We start from the raw sequence: 16336 nt of genomic DNA, 5'->3' as shown, positions 1-16336 counted from the left end.
GCGGCACCACTTTCTCGCGTTCGAGCGATATTAGTTACCGATGAGCTCAAAATTATCCAAGTCACGCGCCATCAACGGCGGGGATGACATCTCCATCTAGCGCGGCGATTGCGGTTTGATAATAATAGGTATGTTAAGTTGATTATGCATGAGCTTCATCGGATATGCACATGCTGATAATACAGTTATCACATGTCCGTATTTGCCTCTCTTTATAAGGTGGCGTATGCTCGGCGCCGATGGAACGCGCTGCGCCGATCGATGAAACCGCCCTGGTGACGGGGGGAAAGCGGAGCGCCCGCGCCAGCTGCGTCGGCCGACGATCTGTCGTGGGCGGTCGTGCAGATGCACGCGGGAGAACGCGTCGTCGTCAACGAGGCGCTGATTGCCGCCTATCAGGCCGCGTCGTCGCCCCACAGCATCCGCGCCCTCAAGTCCGACCTCGAAGCATTCGATCTCTGGTGCCGGCGCCACAACCGGGTCGCGTTGCCAGCGAGCCCTGAAACCGTGGCGGACTATCTCGACGCTCGCGCCGAGAAGGGGAGCAAGCCGGCTTCGCTCGGCCGCTACAAAGCGTCGATCGCCAAAATCCACATGCTGCTCGATCTCAAGGATCCAACGCCGGCGTCGCTGGTGAAACTCCGGTTGCAGGCGATCCGTCGTCGTCTCGGCACCGCGCAGAAGCAAGCGCGGCCGCTGCGCTTCAAGGGACCGGTACGCAATGTCGAACGTGACGAACCCCGCGGGCTGAATGTGCGGGCGCTGCTTGAGTGCTGCGCGGAGGATCTGCCGGGCCTGCGCGATCGCGCACTGCTCTCGGCCGGTTACGATACCGGCCTGCGGGCCTCGGAGCTGGTCGCGATCGAGGTCGAGCACATCATCGAGGCGATCGATCCCGACGCGCGGCTGCTCAGCATCCCGCGCAGCAAGGGTGATCAGGAGGGGGAGGGGGCGACCGCCTATCTGAGCCCGCGTACGGTGCGTGCGATTGCGGCTTGGTTGGAGGCGGCCGGCATAGGGGAAGGGGCGGTGTTTCGCCGCGTTAATGTGCGGCGATACAAGGCGAAGGCGGCGGTGCGCGGGCGATCCATCGATAGCATCTCGGGGCGAGAAAGCTGGGATCTGCGCAAGACACTGTCAAAATCTGCGGTGCCTGCGCGGGTCGAGTATGATGTGGGGGAGGGCGCGCTGCATCCCGCATCGGTTGGCCCGATCTATCGGTCGATGATCCAGCGCGCGTTCGACTGTGGAGCTCTGGCCGATCTCACCGCCGACGACCTGGTCCGGCTGCTCAAGGGGATCAGCGCGCATTCGACGCGCGTGGGGCTCAACCAGGACCTGTTTACCAGCGGCGAGGATCTGGCCGGCATCATGGACGCGCTGCGGTGGAAATCTCCACGCATGCCGCTTGCCTACAACCGCAACCTGGCTGCGGAGCAGGGGGCAGCCGGAAGGCTGATGGTCAAGCTGGGATGACCAGGTTGCTCCCCGTCTGGTCAAGACCGTGGGGTACCGCCTACCCATGAAATCGACTCGGCGCCTTCTATCGCCCAGCGAATTAGCCGCGACCTTGGGACAGGAAGGAGAAGTTTCGCTTTACGTTGCGGACACCTGACCGCGACCTCGACACAGATTGTTGCAGGCCGTTTCGCTTCGATCCTTCGTTCTATTATACTTCGTCCACGACAACACCGGAAACTAGCTGCAACAGTGCGCGCCCTTGCCATCGATCTGAATCGGCGGACAGGGAACAGTTCCATACGAACAGAACACACAGCAATCGCCGGGCTTGGGCCGAAGCATAGCGTTGCAGCCAGTACAGTCGTAGAAAAACTGGCAGGCGTTCGTTGGCATCTGCTCGGTCGTCATCGTGCCGCACTCGGGACAGGTGATCGTCGAACTTATACCAACCTCCGATGATACTGACTCACGGGGGGATTCCCAAAGCGGCGAAACTCTGACTCTATGGCTGTCGATTGGAGGGCATGGCCATGGGTGCAGCGATCGGAATGCGGAACGACTTTGACGCCGCGAGCTTGAGGCGACTGGCGCGCGTGACCAAGAGCGCGAACCAGGGCCGTCGGCTTCTGGCTTTGGCGGAAATTTATGATGGCGGGAGCCGCAGCGATGCGGCGCGTATCGGCGGAGTGACGTTGCAGATCGTGCGGGACTGGGTCGTGCGGTTCAATGATAGAGGTCCTGACGGGCTCCTTAATGGTAAGGCACCGGGCAAGCCCCCTTTGTTGAGCGATGCCCAGCGCCAGGCTCTTGCGGAGATCGTTGAAAGCGGTCCGATCCCGGCGATCCATGGAGTTGTGCGTTGGAGACTGATCGACCTGACGCGGTGGCTCCATGATGAGTTCGGGGTGTCCCTGACGGAAACGACCGTGGGACGGGAGTTGAAGAAGCTGGGCTATGTCAAACTGACGGCGCGCCCGCGTCACCATGCGCAGAATGAATATGCGATGGAGGACTTTAAAAAGGGGCTTTGCAGCCGAGCTGGCAAAGATCAAGGTCGCCCTTCCGCGCGGCACGGCGATAGAGGTCTGGTTTCAGGACGAAGCCCGGATCGGCCAGAAAAACAAGATCACCCGCCGCTGGGCCAGGCGCGGCACGCGGCCCTCGGCACCCAAGGACCAACGAACGAAATCGGCCTACATCTTCGGTGCCATCTGCCCCGAACTTGGCAAGGGCGCTGGCCTGGTTCTCCCATTCTGCAATACCCAGACCATGTCGCTGCATCTGGCGGAGATATCGCTTGCTATCGAGCCGGGCGCCCATGGCGTGTTGCTGATGGATCAAGCCGGATGGCACATGACCGGGAAACTGGAAGTACCTGATAATATCAGCATCGTTCCGCTGCCGCCCAAATGCCCCGAACTCAACCCGGTAGAAAATATCTGGCAGTTCATGCGCGATAACTGGCTATCCAACCGCATCTTCACATCCCACGACAACATCATCGACCTTTGCTGCGAGGCTTGGAACAGGCTGGTTGATCAGCCATGGCGCATCATGACAATCGGACGCCGCAAATGGGCGCGTGGGTCGTGATCAATGCAGGTTGGTATTAGCTCCGGGCTGATGTCAGACATAGACATAGCCCAGCCAGAGCAGGATGGCACCGATCAGCAGGCCGGCAAGAGTGATGAGCCGCGTGACGCGAGAGGTGCATGCGGCGTCCGATGCGCAGCGCGCTGCCGCCGCTTGCTGACGAACGAGAAGTGCGGCGCCTGCAAGGAGGCATAGTGCGCCGATCGCAAGGAGCGCCACGCGATAGGGGAGCGCGGCCATGGCGATTCCGGCCAGCCATGCCGATCCGATACCGACTGAAGCCAGCAGCATCGGCAGGGCACAGCAAGCTGCAACGCCGAAACCTGCCGCGATTCCTCCGAGAGTGAGAGACGCGGTTCCCAATCCCTTCGGCGAATGTGGATTGGAAGAAGGTTCAGACATGGCGACTCCTTGAGACCGGTGCGATCCTAGCCTAGTGTCTGTAGCTACTACAGACTCAAGGGAAATTTGATGATGGCGACGTCCGGTACCACGATCCCGATCGGCGAACTCTCGCAGCGCACGGGCTGCAACATCGAGACGATCCGCTATTATGAACGCATCGGTGTCCTCCCGGTACCGCTGCGCCGCGGGCGATACCGCGCCTATTGCCCGTCGGATGTTCGGCGACTGTCGTTCGTGCGACGTGCGCGCGAACTGGGCTTCCCGATCGACGCGGTGCGAGCGCTGTTGGCACTTGCCGACGGGGGCGTTGCCTCGTGCGCGCAGGCGCGCGATCTGGCGAGCAAGCATCTGCGGGATATCCGCCTGAAAATCGCCGACCTTCGCCGTATGGAACAAGTGCTCGGCGACACCGTCGCCGCCTGCGAAGCCGGCGACACCTTGGGCTGTCCCTTGCTAGAAACGCTTTGCACTGCAGAAGCGCGGTAGACCCGGAGGCTGTCCGGATCAGGTCAGCCGACCGACTGCGACGCAAGGTCCTTCACGGCGTCGCGCTTGGCGGCCGCCGTCTTGCGCTCGGAATATCGATCGACGAGTTGATCCGCATGACCCCGGGTAAGAACAGTGAACCGAACCAGTTCCTCCATCACATCGACGATGCGATCATAATAGCTGGACGGCTTCATTCGCCCCGCTTCGTCAAACTCCTTGAACGCCATCGCGACGCTCGACTGGTTGGGGATCGTGAACATCCGCATCCAGCGACCAAGCAGCCGAAGCGTGTTGACGGCATTGAACGACTGCGATCCGCCTGACACCTGCATGACAGCGAGCGTTCGGCCCTGTGTCGGCCGCATGCCGCCGAACTCCAGTGGAAGATGGTCGATCTGGGCCTTCATGATGCCGGTGATCTGGCCGTGCCGCTCCGGGCTGCACCACACCTGACCTTCCGACCACAAGGAATGCTCGCGCAATTCGTGGACGGCGGGGTGGTCATCGGCCTTCACCTGATCGGGCAATGGCAAATCGCTTGGGTCGAATATTCGCACCTCGGCGCCGAACAGGATCAACAACCGTGCCGCTTCCTCGACAGCAAGCCGGCTGAACGACCGCTCGCGGAGCGAACCGTAGAGCAGCAGGATGCGCGGCGGATGATCGAGCGAACCGAGCCCCGTCGCGAAATCAGGGCGAATCACGTCGCGATCGAGCGCCGGCGTGAAATCGGGGTCGGCAAGGATACGAAGACGTGACATCAGGCAATCCGCTTGGAGAGGAAGGCGGCGCTCGCCGGGCACAGCGACCGAAACTCGGCCGATCCGGTTATGGCGTCGGGCGCATCGGCAGGGTTGGCCATGACATAGCCATGCCGCCGGAAGAACGGTTCGGCGTGGTGGTCAGCAGATAGAGGGAAGCAACGCCTTCCTCGGTCGCCGCCTGCTCGATCGCGCCGAGAATGGCAGTGCCCATGCTGCCGCTGCGCCGATTAGGCTTCACGATCAGCGATCGCAGCAGCCGATCAGGCCCGTCGCCCTCCATGCCAGCATATCCGACGATACCGGCAGCATCCTCGAACCGGAAGAAGCGACGTCCCGGTTCGGCAAGGTCACTGGTCGGCAGGCCGGCTTCAGCAAGATCGGCCGCCAGATCGGATAGCACGGTGGTGTCGAGCGCTGTCGCGATCATGCCGGCACCCGCTCCTCATACCAGGGCCGGGTCGCCTTCACGATCTTCACCACCGACAGCATGACCGGAACCTCGACCAGCACGCCGACCACGGTCGCAAGCGCCGCGCCCGAATTGAGCCCGAACAGGCTTATCGCAGCGGCGACCGCCAACTCGAAGAAGTTGGATGCGCCGATCAGCGCGGCGGGCGCGGCCACGCACCAGGCGACACCGAACCGGTGGCTGAGCCAGTAGGCGAGGCCAGCGTTGAAATAGACCTGGATCAGGATCGGCACCGCGATCAGGGCGATCACCAATGGATGGGCGATGATTGCCTCACCCTGAAAGCCGAACAGTAGGACGAGTGTCGTCAGGAGCGCCATGAGTGACACCGGACCCAGCCGGGCCAACATCCGATCCAGTGTCGGCTGACCGCCCGCCGACAGCAGGGCGCGACGGACAAGTTGTGCAACGATCACCGGCACCACGATGTAGAGCGCCACCGAGATCAGCAGCGTGTCCCACGGGACCGTGATCGATGCGACGCCGAGCAGCAGGGCGACCAGCGGTGCAAAGGCAAACACCATGATGACGTCGTTCAGCGCGACCTGGCTCAGCGTATAGGTCGGGTCGCCGTCGCAAAGGTTCGACCAGACGAACACCATCGCGGTGCAGGGTGCGGCCGCCAGCAGGATCAGGCCGGCGATATAGGAACTGATGTCGGCGGCCGGCAGGAGCGGCCGAAACAGCCAGCCAAGGAAGACCGTGCCAAGCAGCGCCATGGAGAACGGCTTCACCGCCCAGTTGATGAAGAGCGTCACGCCGACGCCCTTCCAGTGCCGCCTGACCGACCCCAGCGCGCCGAGATCGATCTTGAGCAGCATGGGGATGATCATCAACCAGATCAGCACGGCGACCACGAGGTTGACCCGCGCGACTTCGGCCGATGCGATCGCCCTGAACAAGCCTGGCAATGCGTAGCCAAGGGCAATGCCGACGACGATGCAGAGCGCAACCCAGGCACTGAGATAGCGCTCGAACGTGCTGATCGCCGGCTTGGCCGGCGCCGCGATCGGGGCCGTCATGCGCCGACCCTGTTGCCGGCTGCGTTGATGACCTGTTCGCCGTCCTCCTTGGCGAAGGCGCCAAGCTGCGCGTTCGGCAGCAGGTCGAGCACCTGTTCGGAAGGGCGACAGAGTTTCACGCCGAGCGGCGATACGACGATCGGGCGGTTGATGAGGATCGGATGCGCCATCATCGCATCGATCAATTGGTCATCGCCGAGCGACACATCACCAAGCCCCAGTTCCGCAAACGGCGTGCCCTTCTCGCGCAGGAGAGCGCGGGGTGCGATCCCCATACGTTCGATCAGCGACACCAGCATAGGCCGCGACGGCGGGGTCTTCAGATACTCCACGACATGCGGCTCGATCCCGGCATTACGGATCATCGCCAGCGTGTTACGCGAGGTGCCGCACTCAGGGTTGTGGTAGATGATCATGTCGATTGGCATCAGGCCGCATCCCCGCGACGGCTGCTCGCACCTTCGCCATGGCCGATCTCGCGAACCTGGGCTTGCAGCGCACGAGCCTCGAGTTTCTCGAACGGGAGCGCGATGAAGAGCTTGATGCGGTTCTCGAGGTAGCGGAGCGCCGTGCCGAAGGCGCGCTCACGTTCGACAGGGGTGCCCAGAACGTGGCTCGGATCTTCGATCCCCCAATGGGCGGTGACGGGATGGCCGGGCCAGATCGGGCAGGTCTCGCCGGCCGCGTCGTCGCAGACGGTGAACACGAAATCCATCACCGGCGCGTCAGGTCCGGAGAACTCGTCCCAGCTCTTCGATCGCAGGCCATCGGTCGGATATTCGGTCCGTTCGAGCAAGGCGATGGCGTCGGGATTGACCGCACCCTTGGGATAGCTCCCAGCGGAGAAGGCACGGAAGCGTCCGTTGCCCAGCTTGGTGAGCGCACTCTCCGCGAGAATCGAGCGTGCCGAGTTACCTGTACACAGGAAGAGGATGTTGAAGACGCGATCGGACATGATGGGCTCCATCAGCAGCAGGGGAAAAGTTCGGCGATCAGCGGCTCGCACAGCTCCGCCTTGCCGCCGCAGCAATCCTTGACGAGGAACAGCGTGAGCGCCTTCAACTGGTCGAGGTCGGCACGGTAGTTGATGATCCGGCTGCGTCGCTCGGAACGAATGAGCCCAGCGCGCGCGAGGGTCGCCAGATGCACTGACATGGTGTTCTGCGGCACGTCGAGCGCCCGCGCGACCTCGCCCGCGGCGAGTCCATCGGGTTCGTGCCGAACCAGAAGACGAAAGGCATCGAGCCTCGTTGTTTGCGCAAGCGCTCCTAGCGCCGAGATAGCAGATACCGATTCCATATATCCGCTATTATAGATATATGGTGCGGACGCCAGCCCCATTCAGTGAATCCGTTTTCCAGTTGATCGCTATGGCGGCGCGCCTGTCTATAGGATAGGGGGGTATGCTATGGGACATTTGACCGAAGGCAATGATGAACTCCTGAAGCGGGTGCGCCGCATCGCCGGTCAGGTCACGGCGATTGAAAAAGCGCTGGCGGCAGGGACGGACTGCACGACGACGCTGCACCTGGTTGCAGCGACACGCGGTGCCATCAACGGCCTCATGGACGAGATTATCGAAGAGCATGTCCGCGCCCATGTGGCGCATCCCGATCTTCCGGCCGAGGAGCGCGCCGCAGGGGCGGAAGAACTGATCGCGGTCATACGCCGCTACGCAAAATGAGGCTGAGATATTGACCACGTCCCGCGACATTGAAGCCTTTACACACGACCATGTGTATCTTGGGGCCTCTCACGACGAGAACGCCCGCAGGACCTTGTGGGTTGTGGTGCTGACGGCTGTGATGATGATCGGCGAAATCTTCGCCGGCTATGTTACCGGCTCGATGGCGCTCCTTGCCGACGGTTTTCATATGGCGACCCATGCCGGGGCGCTGAGTGTCGCAGCGATTGCCTATGCCTATGCCAAGCGGCATGCATCCAGTGGACGGTTCAGCTTCGGAACCGGGAAGGTCGGCGACTTGGCAGGCTTCGCTTCGGCGCTCGTGCTAGGCCTTATCGCCTTGGGGATCGGGGTCGAATCGATCCTGCGGCTGTTCGAACCCATCAAGGTCGCGTTTGGCGAAGCAACGGTGATTGCGGTCATTGGGCTCGGCGTGAACATCGTCAGTGCATTCCTGCTCTCGGGTAGCCACCATCATCACGGTCATGACGATCACGCCCATGACCATGATGCCCATGGCGGCGACAATAACCTCCGCTCAGCCTATGTGCACGTCCTCGCCGACGCTCTCACCTCTGTGTTGGCGATCACGGCTCTTCTGGCAGGCCGCTATCTGGGCTGGGTCTGGATGGACCCTGTCATGGGAATCGTCGGGGCAGTGGTGATCGCTCGCTGGTCCTGGAGCTTGATGCGCGATACCGCCGCAGTCCTTCTCGATACGACAGACAATCACGTTGCCGAGGAAATACAGGATCTTGTCGAAGGACCAGGAGATGCGCGCATTTCCGATCTCCATGTCTGGCGCGTCGGCCCTGACGCCCATGCCGCGATCGTCGGTGTTGTTGGTGGCGTGGGCATCGATGCGGGTGTTATCCGTAACCGGCTCGTCCCCGTCCACGAGTTGAAGCATCTGACAATCGAATGCCATTGAAAGCGCACGCGTGAAGTCCCCGTGCATAGACTTGTGCGCGTTCAACGGTTCGACCGGCTGGTGCCGAGGGTGCGGCAGGTCCAAACCCGAATGCAGGACATGGAAGAAGGCGCAGCCGCAATAGCAACGCAAAATCGCTGCCGACCTACCGCGCCGGCTCGCGAAGCTGGCAGGACGCGGCCTGCACAAGTGAATCGGCTAGCCTTGCGGCTAGCGTGCCCTGCTGGCGATCTTCCGACCCCGCCAGATAGGCTCAGGAGGCCAGGCGCGTGATTATCGGACATTCGGGCCGCTCGTTGCCGTGGCAGCCCTTCGCCAGGTCGAGCAATGCTTCGCGCATCGCATTGAGCGCGTCCGCCTTCCGGCCGAGGTCCGCGGCGCGCGATTCCGCCAGCGCCTTGACTTCCGCGCTCGCGCGATCGCGATCAGACCAGAGACCAAGCAGCTTTCGGATTTCTTCGATCGGAAAACCGAGATCGCGGGCATTGGCGATGAAACGCAGCCGATGTACGTCAGCGTCAGAATAGTCTCGATAGCCACCGTCACGCCGCGGCGGCGGCGGAATGAGACCGATCTTCTCGTAGTGGCGGATCATCCGCTGCGAGACGCTGCTCCCCGCTGATGCGCCGCCGATGTTCACAGTGCCACCCGGTTGAGACGCAGCGCATTGGTGACGACGCTGACGGACGAGAGGGCCATCGCTGCTGCAGCGATAATGGGCGACAGAAGAATGCCGAACACCGGGTAGAGCAAACCTGCAGCGATGGGGACGCCTGCGGCATTGTAGATGAAGGCAAAGAAAAGATTCTGGCGGATATTGGCCATCGTCGCCTCGCTCAGCCGTCGCGCGCGCAAGATCCCATTGAGATCGCCTTTGAGCAGCGTCACGCCTGCGCTCTCGATGGCGACGTCCGTCCCCGAACCCATGGCGATGCCGACGTCGGCCGCCGCCAGCGCTGGCGCATCGTTCACTCCATCGCCCGCCATTGCAACCACACGGCCTTCGCGTTGCAGGCGCAGCACGACTGCGCTTTTCTGATCGGGCAGGACTTCCGCTTCAACCGCGTCGATACCAAGTTTACGAGCCACGGCCTGGGCTGTCGTTCGATTGTCGCCGGTCAGCATGACGACGCTGATGCCTTCCTTTCGCAGCGCCGCCAGCGCTTCAGCGGTTGTTGCCTTGATAGGATCTGCAATTGCCAGAATTCCTGCGACGCGGCCATCGACCGCCGCGAAGATCGCAGTGGCGCCGTCCGCCCGCATGTCATCTGCCTGCGTGGCTGCTGTCGATACATCGATGCCATTCTCGTTTAGATAAGCTCCAGCACCCAGGAATATGCGCTTGCCACCGACGGTGCCGACAGCGCCTTTGCCCGTGGGCGAGTCGAAATCCGAAACTTCAGGAATGTCGAGCTGGCGGAGCTTGGCCGCAGCGACGATCGCAAGCGCCAAGGGATGTTCGGATGCCCGTTCGACGCCAGCGGCCAACCGAAGAATATCATCCTCCGAAAAGCCGTCCATCGCCACGATGGCGGTCAGGGAAGGGCGTCCCTCGGTCAGGGTGCCGGTCTTGTCGACGACGATCGTATCGACCTTCTCCATTCGCTCGAGCGCCTCGGCATTCTTGATCAGGACACCAAGCCCAGCGCCGCGCCCGATACCGACCATGATCGACATCGGAGTCGCAAGCCCCAACGCGCAGGGGCAAGCAATAATCAATACCGCAACGGCCGCAACGAGGCCGTGTGCCAATCGCGGCTCTGGACCCCAGATCGCCCAAATCGCGAAGGAGAGCAGCGCGATGCCGAGCACGGCGGGTACGAACCAGCCAGCGACCTTGTCAGCCATGCGCTGGATCGGAGCGCGCGATCGCTGCGCATCGGCGACCATTTGAACGATCCGCGCCAGCATTGTATCGCGGCCGATCTTGTCGGCGCGCACGATGAGCGATCCCGTCTGGTTCACGGTTCCTGCGACGCAAGGGCCGCGACCGTTTTCGTCACCGGCATCGATTCGCCGGTTACCATCGATTCATCGATGGAGGAGCGGCCCTCCTCGACGATGGCATCTACGGGTACTTTTTCGCCGGGGCGGACCCGCAGTCGGTCGCCGACAGCGATCAGGTCGATCGCGACTTCTTCGTCATTCCCGTCCGCCATAATCCTGCGCGCGGTCTTGGGAGCGAGATTGAGAAGAGCCTTGATCGCGCCCGAGGTGCGCTCGCGAGCGCGCAACTCAAGAACCTGGCCCAGGAGGACAAGGACGGTGATCACGGCAGCCGCCTCGAAATAGATCGCGACCGTGCCGTCCATCATACGAAAAGCTGCAGGGAATATGCCCGGCGCTGCAGTGGCCACCACACTATAAGCCCAGGCCACGCCCGTCCCCATCGCGATCAAGGTAAACATGTTGAGGTTGCGGGTCCGGACAGAGGCCCAACCGCGCTCGAAAAATGGCCAGCCCGCCCAGATCACGACCGGGGTTGCCAAAGCGAACTGGAGCCAGCCCGATATGCGCTCGGAAATGAGGCTGTGCAGCGCTGGGAACAGGTGTCCGCCCATTTCCAGCACGAAGATGGGCACCGTAAGCGCCAAAGCGATCCAAAACCTGCGAGACATATCGAGCAGTTCAGCGCTTGGCCCCGAGTCTGCAGTTACAACCTCCGGTTCGAGGGCCATACCACATATCGGGCATGGCCCGGGATGATCCTGACGGATCCGCGGGTGCATGGGGCAGGTCCAGATGGCGCCGGGCTGGGGCGCCGCCGGCCTGTTACTACCCTCAGACAAATAGCGCTCGGGGTCGGAGGCGAACTTGGCGCGGCACCCCGCACTACAGAAATAATATTCCTTTCCCCCATGCGAGACATGATGAGAGGCGACAGCCGGATCGACCATCATGCCGCACACTGGATCCTTGGCCATCTTCGAGCCCGTGGTGGCATCGTGCTTGCCCGCGCAGCAGCTATGCGCATCAGATTTGCTCTCAGGAATCGGATCAGTCACGGCTCGTCTCCTTATCGACGAATGCAATCTGGGGTCTGACATCATGTCAGGGTCAACCCCGGCTCTCATATATTTTTGCGTGGGCGACCCTCGTTTCCCCGGATCAGCCAGACAATCGATTGTGAATGGAGGTCGCTGCCCTGGCCGCCTGGCCCGCCGCTACTGCGATTTGATCCAGCCCTTCGACCATGTCGCCGGCGGCGAACATACCGCTGATCGTCGTTTGCTGATGCTCATCGACGACGATGCACCCTGACGGGGCCAATTCGGCACCAGCCATCCGCGCCAGTTCCGAGTGAGCGGAGGTCCCAAGAGCAACATATAGGGTGTCGAATTGGAGCGATCGGCCATCGGCTAAATGGGCGAGAAGGTCTTTCTCGTTGACCGACAAATCGCTGACAGGCGCTCGCTCCACCCTAATAGCGTATCGAACCAGATTTGCCTCGTCAGCGTGCGAGAGTTCCGAAGCATCCTGAGTGAGCAGGGTGACGGTATCGCTGTAGTGGCGAACGAAAATCGCTTCGGCCGCGCCGTGGTCGGAACAGCCCAGCACGGCGACTCTCCTGCCGCGGATCTCGTAGGCATCGCAGATCGGACAATAGCGTATCAACCCTTGCGCAACGCCTCGATCGTGCGCTTCCTGCTCTATTCTCGGTCGATGATTTGTCACGCCTTGGGCGAGCAATATGGTTCGTGCCTCAATGGCCTGGGAACCCGTATAGGCGATAAAGCCAGTATCGGCGCGCTCGACGCGCTCGACGACTCCGTTGGCCAATTCGGCACCGTAGCGAGCTGCATGTTGACGCATACGCAAAAGCAAATCCGCGCCAGATATTCCGTCTGGAAATCCAAGGAGGTTATGGGTCGTTGGGATGCGGGCTGCCCGGCCCGGCCCCGCATCGACGACCAGCGTGGCTCGCAGAAACCGGCCCAGATAGGTGGCAGCCGTTAGGCCTGCGGGGCCTCCGCCAATGATAATGCAGTCGTACATGCATGCCTTTCGCTGACGTTGATCGACATTGCTATTACGCGGCACGGGGCATGTGCCCTCGAAAGCAGGCGCTTCTCTGGAGAAAATGCAGATGGGCGCGAGGGGTACGAGCCGTCGATGCGTAAGTCAGATGTAGCCCATCAACCGACAGGATGGACAAATGAGGTGCCCACGGGTCGCAGCGTGGCGCGGGGGCAAGTGGACGTGGGGAAGACGGATCGGAAGCAATGATCGCGCTCCACGCCCCTCGCCCCGCAAGGATCGCTAGGCGCACGTCCTGGCGCCGCGACCCCGTCACCGCGGGAGGCGAATTGGAGACCTACAGTCCTTTTTCGGTTTCGATGGGCCAGGCACTCTGGGTCATCATGATCATCGCCGGGCCTCCGCTCATTTTGATGCTGGTCGTCGGGCTGGTTATTTCCATGGTCCAGGCCGCGACATCGATCAACGAACAGACGGTAAGCTTTGTCCCGAAGCTTCTGGCGTTCATCCTGTTTCTTGCAATCTACGGGGCGACCGTCGGCGATCTCCTGATCGACTATACCCGCGACCTGTTCATGCATATTCCGGACGACATACGATGATCGCAGGCCTTTTTATTAGGCCGGGGCAGCTCCCGCAAAATCTGGTGGTCCGCGAAATGGAGTGCTAGCGTCCGAGGAGATTGGGGCGAAGGGGGGAGCAGGGTTTGGCAGACTTTGAATTGCTGGCGCGGCAACTGATCCAGCGATGGAAGGAAGACCCGAACGCGACCTATCAGAGCTGGTTTCTTTGGGACGAGCGCATCAAGAATTTCCGCTCGATCCGACGGGGCCTCGCCCAGGTGGTCGCTGAAATCGAAGCCGGGAGGTTCGGCGTCGCTTATCGCGGATCTTCGCTGGAAACGGTCGTTCATTCGGTCGCCGAGCAACGGCAGATATTCAAAGGTGCGGATCATGCGTTTCTTTGGAAGCCAAAATTGCGCATCCCTGACATCTATGAAAACCCAGCGAACCAGCGCGCTTTTGGCCGGTTGCTGGATCATTGCGCGTGCTGTGATACCGCTGAAGAGATTATCGCGGGAATCCACACCATTGATCGCCTGAACATCAAAGGCCTGGGACCAGCGGTCGCCAATCTCCTCTACTTCCTGCATCCCACGCTGGTCCCGCCGTTCAACACGGCGATCGTCAATGGCTATAACAAGCTGACGGGCGGGAAGGTGAAGCTGGGCAGCTGGCAGCATTTTCTCGCGATGCGCTCGGGCGTCCTTGATCTGAACGAGCAGTTCCGCGATTTGCTGTCGAACGATCTCGGCGCCATTGGGGGGCTGTTGTTTGATATCGGCTCGGGGCGTTATCCTGCGCCACCACGCGACGAGGGCGATCAGGCAGCCGGTTCCTGGGCGGCGCGGCTCGAACAGGCCAGGACCGAGGCGCAAAGTCTCAACAAGGCCCTTCAGAAGCAGGGCGAAAGCGATCGGACCCATTCGGAGATTCAGGCCTGGCTTCGCGACATCGGTCATGCGCTAGGCTATGATGTCTGGATCGCAGCCAACGACCGCGGGCGTCTCCATGATGGGGTGCGTCTTGGTGAGGGATGCCTTGAGTGCCTGCCGGAGTCGATTTCCACTTCGACCGGTGCCGATGCCATCCGTCTTATTGATGTACTGTGGCTGGAGCGGGCGAGCGATCGTGTCGCCGCGGCCTTCGAAGTCGAGCATTCGACTTCGATTTATTCGGGCATCGTCCGGATGCTCGACCTGGCCCTGAGCGGCAGCGAGTTGCACGCCACCGCCGGGCTGTTCCTTGTCGCACCCGATGCCCGCGAGAGCGAGGTGCGGGCGCAACTCGCACGGCCCGCCTTCAGCCGTATCGCAGATCTTGAGATCGCCTATCTTCCCTATGGTGAGCTGGAACGCCACAAGGAAGCGATCTCCCGTTTTGGTTCGGGCCTGAAAGCGATCAAGGCCATATCGCGCGCGCTGCCGTGATGGGCGAATGTCTATACGCCGGAGGCGGGAGGCGCCAATAGTCCGAGCCAGGCAACGAGCGTAAGGATTGCAAGCGCACACCCGCTCTCGACAATCAGACTTCGGCGAAGCGACCGTATCGCGCTGGTGCGTCACCGCTTTCGACAGCCATCGCCAACGCAGGCGTGAGGAAGAAGCGATTGGCTGCTGCAAGGATGAGCATTGCGCCAAACAGCAGCAATTTCGCTGTCAGCAGCGCACCATAGAGACTTGTGAAAAGCGATCCCAATCTGGACGGCCCCACCAGTATCCAGCTGTTGACCACACCAGAGAGGATGAGGAGGCCGACCACGATTGAGCCGATCCTGGCGAAGCCGTCCAAGGCTCGGTGCGAAAGGTGAATATGGTCCACAGCCATTCGGTCGGCGGGGCGAAATATGAGTAGGCATAGAGCAGCCAACGCCCCGACCCATATCCCTGCTGCCAACAAATGGGTGATATCGGCGCCAAGATGAACCCATCCCAGCAAGCCTTCATCGGCAGCGCCGTGACCGGTCCAGGCCAATGTTGCAAGAGCGATCGCTGCCGTGAACGAAAGTGAACCGAGAGCAAAAGCGGGACGACGCCATCCGACAATCGAAAAATAAAGGACGAGCAAGAGTGCGGCCACTCGTACCTGCCATATCGTTCCGATCGAGGTGCCCGAGATCACCATGTTGATTGTGGCGCGGTCTACCTGATCGACCGACACGCCGCCCATCGAGGCCGCCAAAACCATCATGCCGAGGATCGACAGACCTATGCCGGCCAAGGCGATGGACGCGAGTACGGAGCGGAAGCGCAGGACCGAGCCGGATTCCCGTTCGGTCCCGCGCAATGTGTAGAGCCCGAACATCGGCAGCCCAAAAAGAAGCATCAGGTCAAGATAGAGTCCAAGCCTGACGGCGATTGCCACCATGTCCGGCATGGTCTTACTTGACCTTGAACGTGTATCCGCCCTGGATGCGATGGGTGTCGGTCGAGACGACATGATAATCGAGCTTGTACGTTCCAGCTGTCAGCGGCTTGGCGAGCGTGGCAACGAGTGTCTTGCCGTCGGGAGCCAGCGTTGCCTTGACGCCGTTCATTTTCATCGGCCCCATCTTCATGCCGGGCATTTCGGTCATCGTCAGGTCGATTCCGGAGAACTGCGCGACAAGCGCTTCGGAAAAGACGAGCTGGATCTTCGTCGGGGCGACGACGACGGTGTCGGCGGCTGGCGTGGCACTGCTCAGTTTGGGGTGAGCCTGGACGGCGGTAGCGGCAAAGACAGAAGCCGCCATGGCGACGGCAAAAGCTGTTTTACGAAACATCGATTTCTCCATAGGCGGCGATACTGCCGACACAGCGATTTACGCACCGCAGAGTGCAACCCCTCATCAAACCCGCGAAATTTCTTCGGCGGTTGTATGGAAACCGGCCGGCGCGCGGGATCGGCGTAGGGTTGAGGGGTGAAGGCGCGCCGCGCGTATGATCAATTGGATGGGGTGTGAAATCATCGATCGTCCAAAGACTTTCTGCTGGGGAGGACG

General features: G+C 61.5%; 20 protein-coding genes and 1 pseudogene. 8 read left to right on the top strand and 13 right to left on the bottom strand.

The window, feature by feature from the left end; genetic code table 11:
• The first annotated feature begins 345 nt into the window (after positions 1 to 345).
• On the top strand, positions 346 to 1476 hold the full coding sequence (locus tag NW75_RS12520) for a site-specific integrase (RefSeq protein ID WP_052192383.1): 1131 nt from the start codon (positions 346 to 348) through the stop codon (positions 1474 to 1476).
• A 222-nt stretch (positions 1477 to 1698) separates the two neighbouring features.
• Here NW75_RS12520 and NW75_RS27375 read toward each other — a convergent pair whose 3' ends face one another.
• Entirely contained in the window at positions 1699 to 1893 is a 195-nt protein-coding gene (locus NW75_RS27375) for a GDCCVxC domain-containing (seleno)protein (RefSeq protein ID WP_269430326.1), read from the bottom strand.
• A 98-nt stretch (positions 1894 to 1991) separates the two neighbouring features.
• Here NW75_RS27375 and NW75_RS23815 point away from each other — a divergent pair.
• Positions 1992 to 3054 (top strand): IS630 family transposase gene (locus NW75_RS23815; RefSeq protein WP_137902488.1). Its coding sequence is split into 2 segments (ribosomal slippage): positions 1992 to 2483 and positions 2485 to 3054, totalling 1062 coding nucleotides; the frame shifts between segments, so codons are not numbered across the junction.
• 33 nt (positions 3055 to 3087) lie between these two features.
• On the opposite strand, the gene NW75_RS12505 is transcribed toward NW75_RS23815, so the two are convergent.
• A complete protein-coding gene (locus NW75_RS12505; RefSeq protein WP_010405476.1) occupies positions 3088 to 3345 on the bottom strand; it encodes a hypothetical protein in 258 nt (85 codons plus the stop codon).
• A 183-nt stretch (positions 3346 to 3528) separates the two neighbouring features.
• On the opposite strand from NW75_RS12505, the gene NW75_RS12500 reads away from it, so the two are divergent.
• Complete coding sequence (locus NW75_RS12500) at positions 3529 to 3945, top strand: MerR family transcriptional regulator (protein ID WP_010405478.1); 417 nt, start codon at positions 3529 to 3531, stop codon at positions 3943 to 3945.
• 23 nt (positions 3946 to 3968) lie between these two features.
• On the opposite strand, the gene arsH is transcribed toward NW75_RS12500, so the two are convergent.
• The 6 genes from arsH to NW75_RS12470 form a co-directional block, all read right to left on the bottom strand.
• Positions 3969 to 4709 carry an arsenical resistance protein ArsH gene (gene arsH, locus NW75_RS12495; protein WP_010405480.1) on the bottom strand — a complete coding sequence of 247 codons (741 nt, stop codon included), beginning with the start codon at positions 4707 to 4709 and terminating at the stop codon, positions 3969 to 3971.
• 67 nt (positions 4710 to 4776) lie between these two features.
• Positions 4777 to 5139 carry a GNAT family N-acetyltransferase gene (locus NW75_RS12490; RefSeq protein ID WP_231565181.1) on the bottom strand — a complete coding sequence of 121 codons (363 nt, stop codon included), beginning with the start codon at positions 5137 to 5139 and terminating at the stop codon, positions 4777 to 4779.
• Positions 5136 to 6203, bottom strand: a complete 1068-nt coding sequence (gene arsB / locus NW75_RS12485; RefSeq protein WP_010405482.1) for an ACR3 family arsenite efflux transporter — start codon at positions 6201 to 6203, stop codon at positions 5136 to 5138. Before arsB ends, NW75_RS12490 begins: the two co-directional genes overlap by 4 nt.
• Complete coding sequence (arsC, locus tag NW75_RS12480) at positions 6200 to 6631, bottom strand: arsenate reductase (glutaredoxin) (RefSeq protein ID WP_010405483.1); 432 nt, start codon at positions 6629 to 6631, stop codon at positions 6200 to 6202. Before arsC ends, arsB begins: the two co-directional genes overlap by 4 nt.
• The gene (locus NW75_RS12475; protein WP_010405484.1) at positions 6631 to 7158 is read right to left on the bottom strand and encodes an arsenate reductase ArsC; all 528 of its coding nucleotides are present in this window, start codon (positions 7156 to 7158) and stop codon (positions 6631 to 6633) included. Before NW75_RS12475 ends, arsC begins: the two co-directional genes overlap by 1 nt.
• 11 nt (positions 7159 to 7169) lie before the next feature.
• Positions 7170 to 7502, bottom strand: coding sequence for an ArsR/SmtB family transcription factor (locus tag NW75_RS12470; protein WP_029622631.1), 333 nt, complete (start codon positions 7500 to 7502; stop codon positions 7170 to 7172).
• Positions 7503 to 7611: 109 nt separating this feature from the next.
• On the opposite strand from NW75_RS12470, the gene NW75_RS12465 reads away from it, so the two are divergent.
• The 3 genes from NW75_RS12465 to NW75_RS23810 are packed head-to-tail and all read left to right on the top strand — an operon-like array spanning position 7612 to position 8942.
• Complete coding sequence (locus NW75_RS12465) at positions 7612 to 7887, top strand: metal/formaldehyde-sensitive transcriptional repressor (protein WP_010405486.1); 276 nt, start codon at positions 7612 to 7614, stop codon at positions 7885 to 7887.
• Positions 7888 to 7897: 10 nt separating this feature from the next.
• On the top strand, positions 7898 to 8818 hold the full coding sequence (dmeF, locus tag NW75_RS12460) for a CDF family Co(II)/Ni(II) efflux transporter DmeF (protein WP_029622632.1): 921 nt from the start codon (positions 7898 to 7900) through the stop codon (positions 8816 to 8818).
• Between the two features lie 10 nt (positions 8819 to 8828).
• Positions 8829 to 8942: a DUF1289 domain-containing protein gene (locus NW75_RS23810; RefSeq protein WP_081988753.1), complete on the top strand. Its 114-nt coding sequence runs from the start codon at positions 8829 to 8831 to the stop codon at positions 8940 to 8942.
• 129 nt (positions 8943 to 9071) lie between these two features.
• Here NW75_RS23810 and cueR read toward each other — a convergent pair whose 3' ends face one another.
• The 3 genes and pseudogenes from cueR to NW75_RS12445 form a co-directional block, all read right to left on the bottom strand.
• Positions 9072 to 9458 carry a Cu(I)-responsive transcriptional regulator gene (gene cueR, locus NW75_RS12455; RefSeq protein ID WP_010405488.1) on the bottom strand — a complete coding sequence of 129 codons (387 nt, stop codon included), beginning with the start codon at positions 9456 to 9458 and terminating at the stop codon, positions 9072 to 9074.
• Positions 9455 to 11811: pseudogene (locus NW75_RS12450) on the bottom strand (heavy metal translocating P-type ATPase). The gene cueR and the pseudogene NW75_RS12450 overlap by 4 nt, the downstream one beginning before the upstream one ends.
• Positions 11812 to 11926: 115 nt before the next feature.
• Entirely contained in the window at positions 11927 to 12814 is an 888-nt protein-coding gene (locus NW75_RS12445) for an NAD(P)/FAD-dependent oxidoreductase (protein WP_010405493.1), read from the bottom strand.
• A 227-nt stretch (positions 12815 to 13041) separates the two neighbouring features.
• On the opposite strand from NW75_RS12445, the gene NW75_RS12440 reads away from it, so the two are divergent.
• Together NW75_RS12440 and NW75_RS12435 are read left to right on the top strand one after the other, a co-directional pair.
• Positions 13042 to 13398 carry a flagellar biosynthetic protein FliQ gene (locus NW75_RS12440; protein ID WP_010405494.1) on the top strand — a complete coding sequence of 119 codons (357 nt, stop codon included), beginning with the start codon at positions 13042 to 13044 and terminating at the stop codon, positions 13396 to 13398.
• 119 nt (positions 13399 to 13517) lie between these two features.
• Positions 13518 to 14786, top strand: a complete 1269-nt coding sequence (locus tag NW75_RS12435) for a type II restriction endonuclease (protein ID WP_231565180.1) — start codon at positions 13518 to 13520, stop codon at positions 14784 to 14786.
• Positions 14787 to 14880: 94 nt separating this feature from the next.
• Here NW75_RS12435 and copD read toward each other — a convergent pair whose 3' ends face one another.
• Both copD and copC read right to left on the bottom strand, forming a co-directional pair.
• Positions 14881 to 15723: a copper homeostasis membrane protein CopD gene (copD, locus tag NW75_RS12430; protein WP_231565179.1), complete on the bottom strand. Its 843-nt coding sequence runs from the start codon at positions 15721 to 15723 to the stop codon at positions 14881 to 14883.
• A gap of 13 nt (positions 15724 to 15736) precedes the next feature.
• Positions 15737 to 16117, bottom strand: coding sequence for a copper homeostasis periplasmic binding protein CopC (gene copC, locus NW75_RS12425; protein ID WP_010405500.1), 381 nt, complete (start codon positions 16115 to 16117; stop codon positions 15737 to 15739).
• Between the last annotated feature and the right edge of the window lie 219 nt (positions 16118 to 16336).

This window comes from Sphingomonas sp. Ant H11, assembly GCF_000797515.1.
Classification (GTDB): Bacteria; Pseudomonadota; Alphaproteobacteria; order Sphingomonadales; family Sphingomonadaceae; genus Sphingomonas.
This window is presented reverse-complemented; position numbering and strand designations above follow the sequence as displayed.

Excerpts from the sequence above, each read along its gene's own strand:
- NW75_RS12520 (WP_052192383.1), top strand. The coding sequence starts at position 346 with ATGCACGCGGGAGAACGCGTCGTCGTCAACGAGGCGCTGATTGCCGCC.
- NW75_RS12505 (WP_010405476.1), bottom strand. The coding sequence starts at position 3,345 with ATGCTGCTGGCTTCAGTCGGTATCGGATCGGCATGGCTGGCCGGAATC.
- NW75_RS12500 (WP_010405478.1), top strand. The coding sequence starts at position 3,529 with ATGGCGACGTCCGGTACCACGATCCCGATCGGCGAACTCTCGCAGCGC.
- arsH (WP_010405480.1), bottom strand. The coding sequence starts at position 4,709 with ATGTCACGTCTTCGTATCCTTGCCGACCCCGATTTCACGCCGGCGCTC.
- NW75_RS12490 (WP_231565181.1), bottom strand. The coding sequence starts at position 5,139 with ATGATCGCGACAGCGCTCGACACCACCGTGCTATCCGATCTGGCGGCC.
- arsB (WP_010405482.1), bottom strand. The coding sequence starts at position 6,203 with ATGACGGCCCCGATCGCGGCGCCGGCCAAGCCGGCGATCAGCACGTTC.
- arsC (WP_010405483.1), bottom strand. The coding sequence starts at position 6,631 with ATGCCAATCGACATGATCATCTACCACAACCCTGAGTGCGGCACCTCG.
- NW75_RS12475 (WP_010405484.1), bottom strand. The coding sequence starts at position 7,158 with ATGTCCGATCGCGTCTTCAACATCCTCTTCCTGTGTACAGGTAACTCG.
- NW75_RS12470 (WP_029622631.1), bottom strand. The coding sequence starts at position 7,502 with ATGGAATCGGTATCTGCTATCTCGGCGCTAGGAGCGCTTGCGCAAACA.
- NW75_RS12465 (WP_010405486.1), top strand. The coding sequence starts at position 7,612 with ATGGGACATTTGACCGAAGGCAATGATGAACTCCTGAAGCGGGTGCGC.
- NW75_RS12445 (WP_010405493.1), bottom strand. The coding sequence starts at position 12,814 with ATGTACGACTGCATTATCATTGGCGGAGGCCCCGCAGGCCTAACGGCT.
- NW75_RS12440 (WP_010405494.1), top strand. The coding sequence starts at position 13,042 with ATGATCGCGCTCCACGCCCCTCGCCCCGCAAGGATCGCTAGGCGCACG.
- copD (WP_231565179.1), bottom strand. The coding sequence starts at position 15,723 with ATGGTGGCAATCGCCGTCAGGCTTGGACTCTATCTTGACCTGATGCTT.
- copC (WP_010405500.1), bottom strand. The coding sequence starts at position 16,117 with ATGTTTCGTAAAACAGCTTTTGCCGTCGCCATGGCGGCTTCTGTCTTT.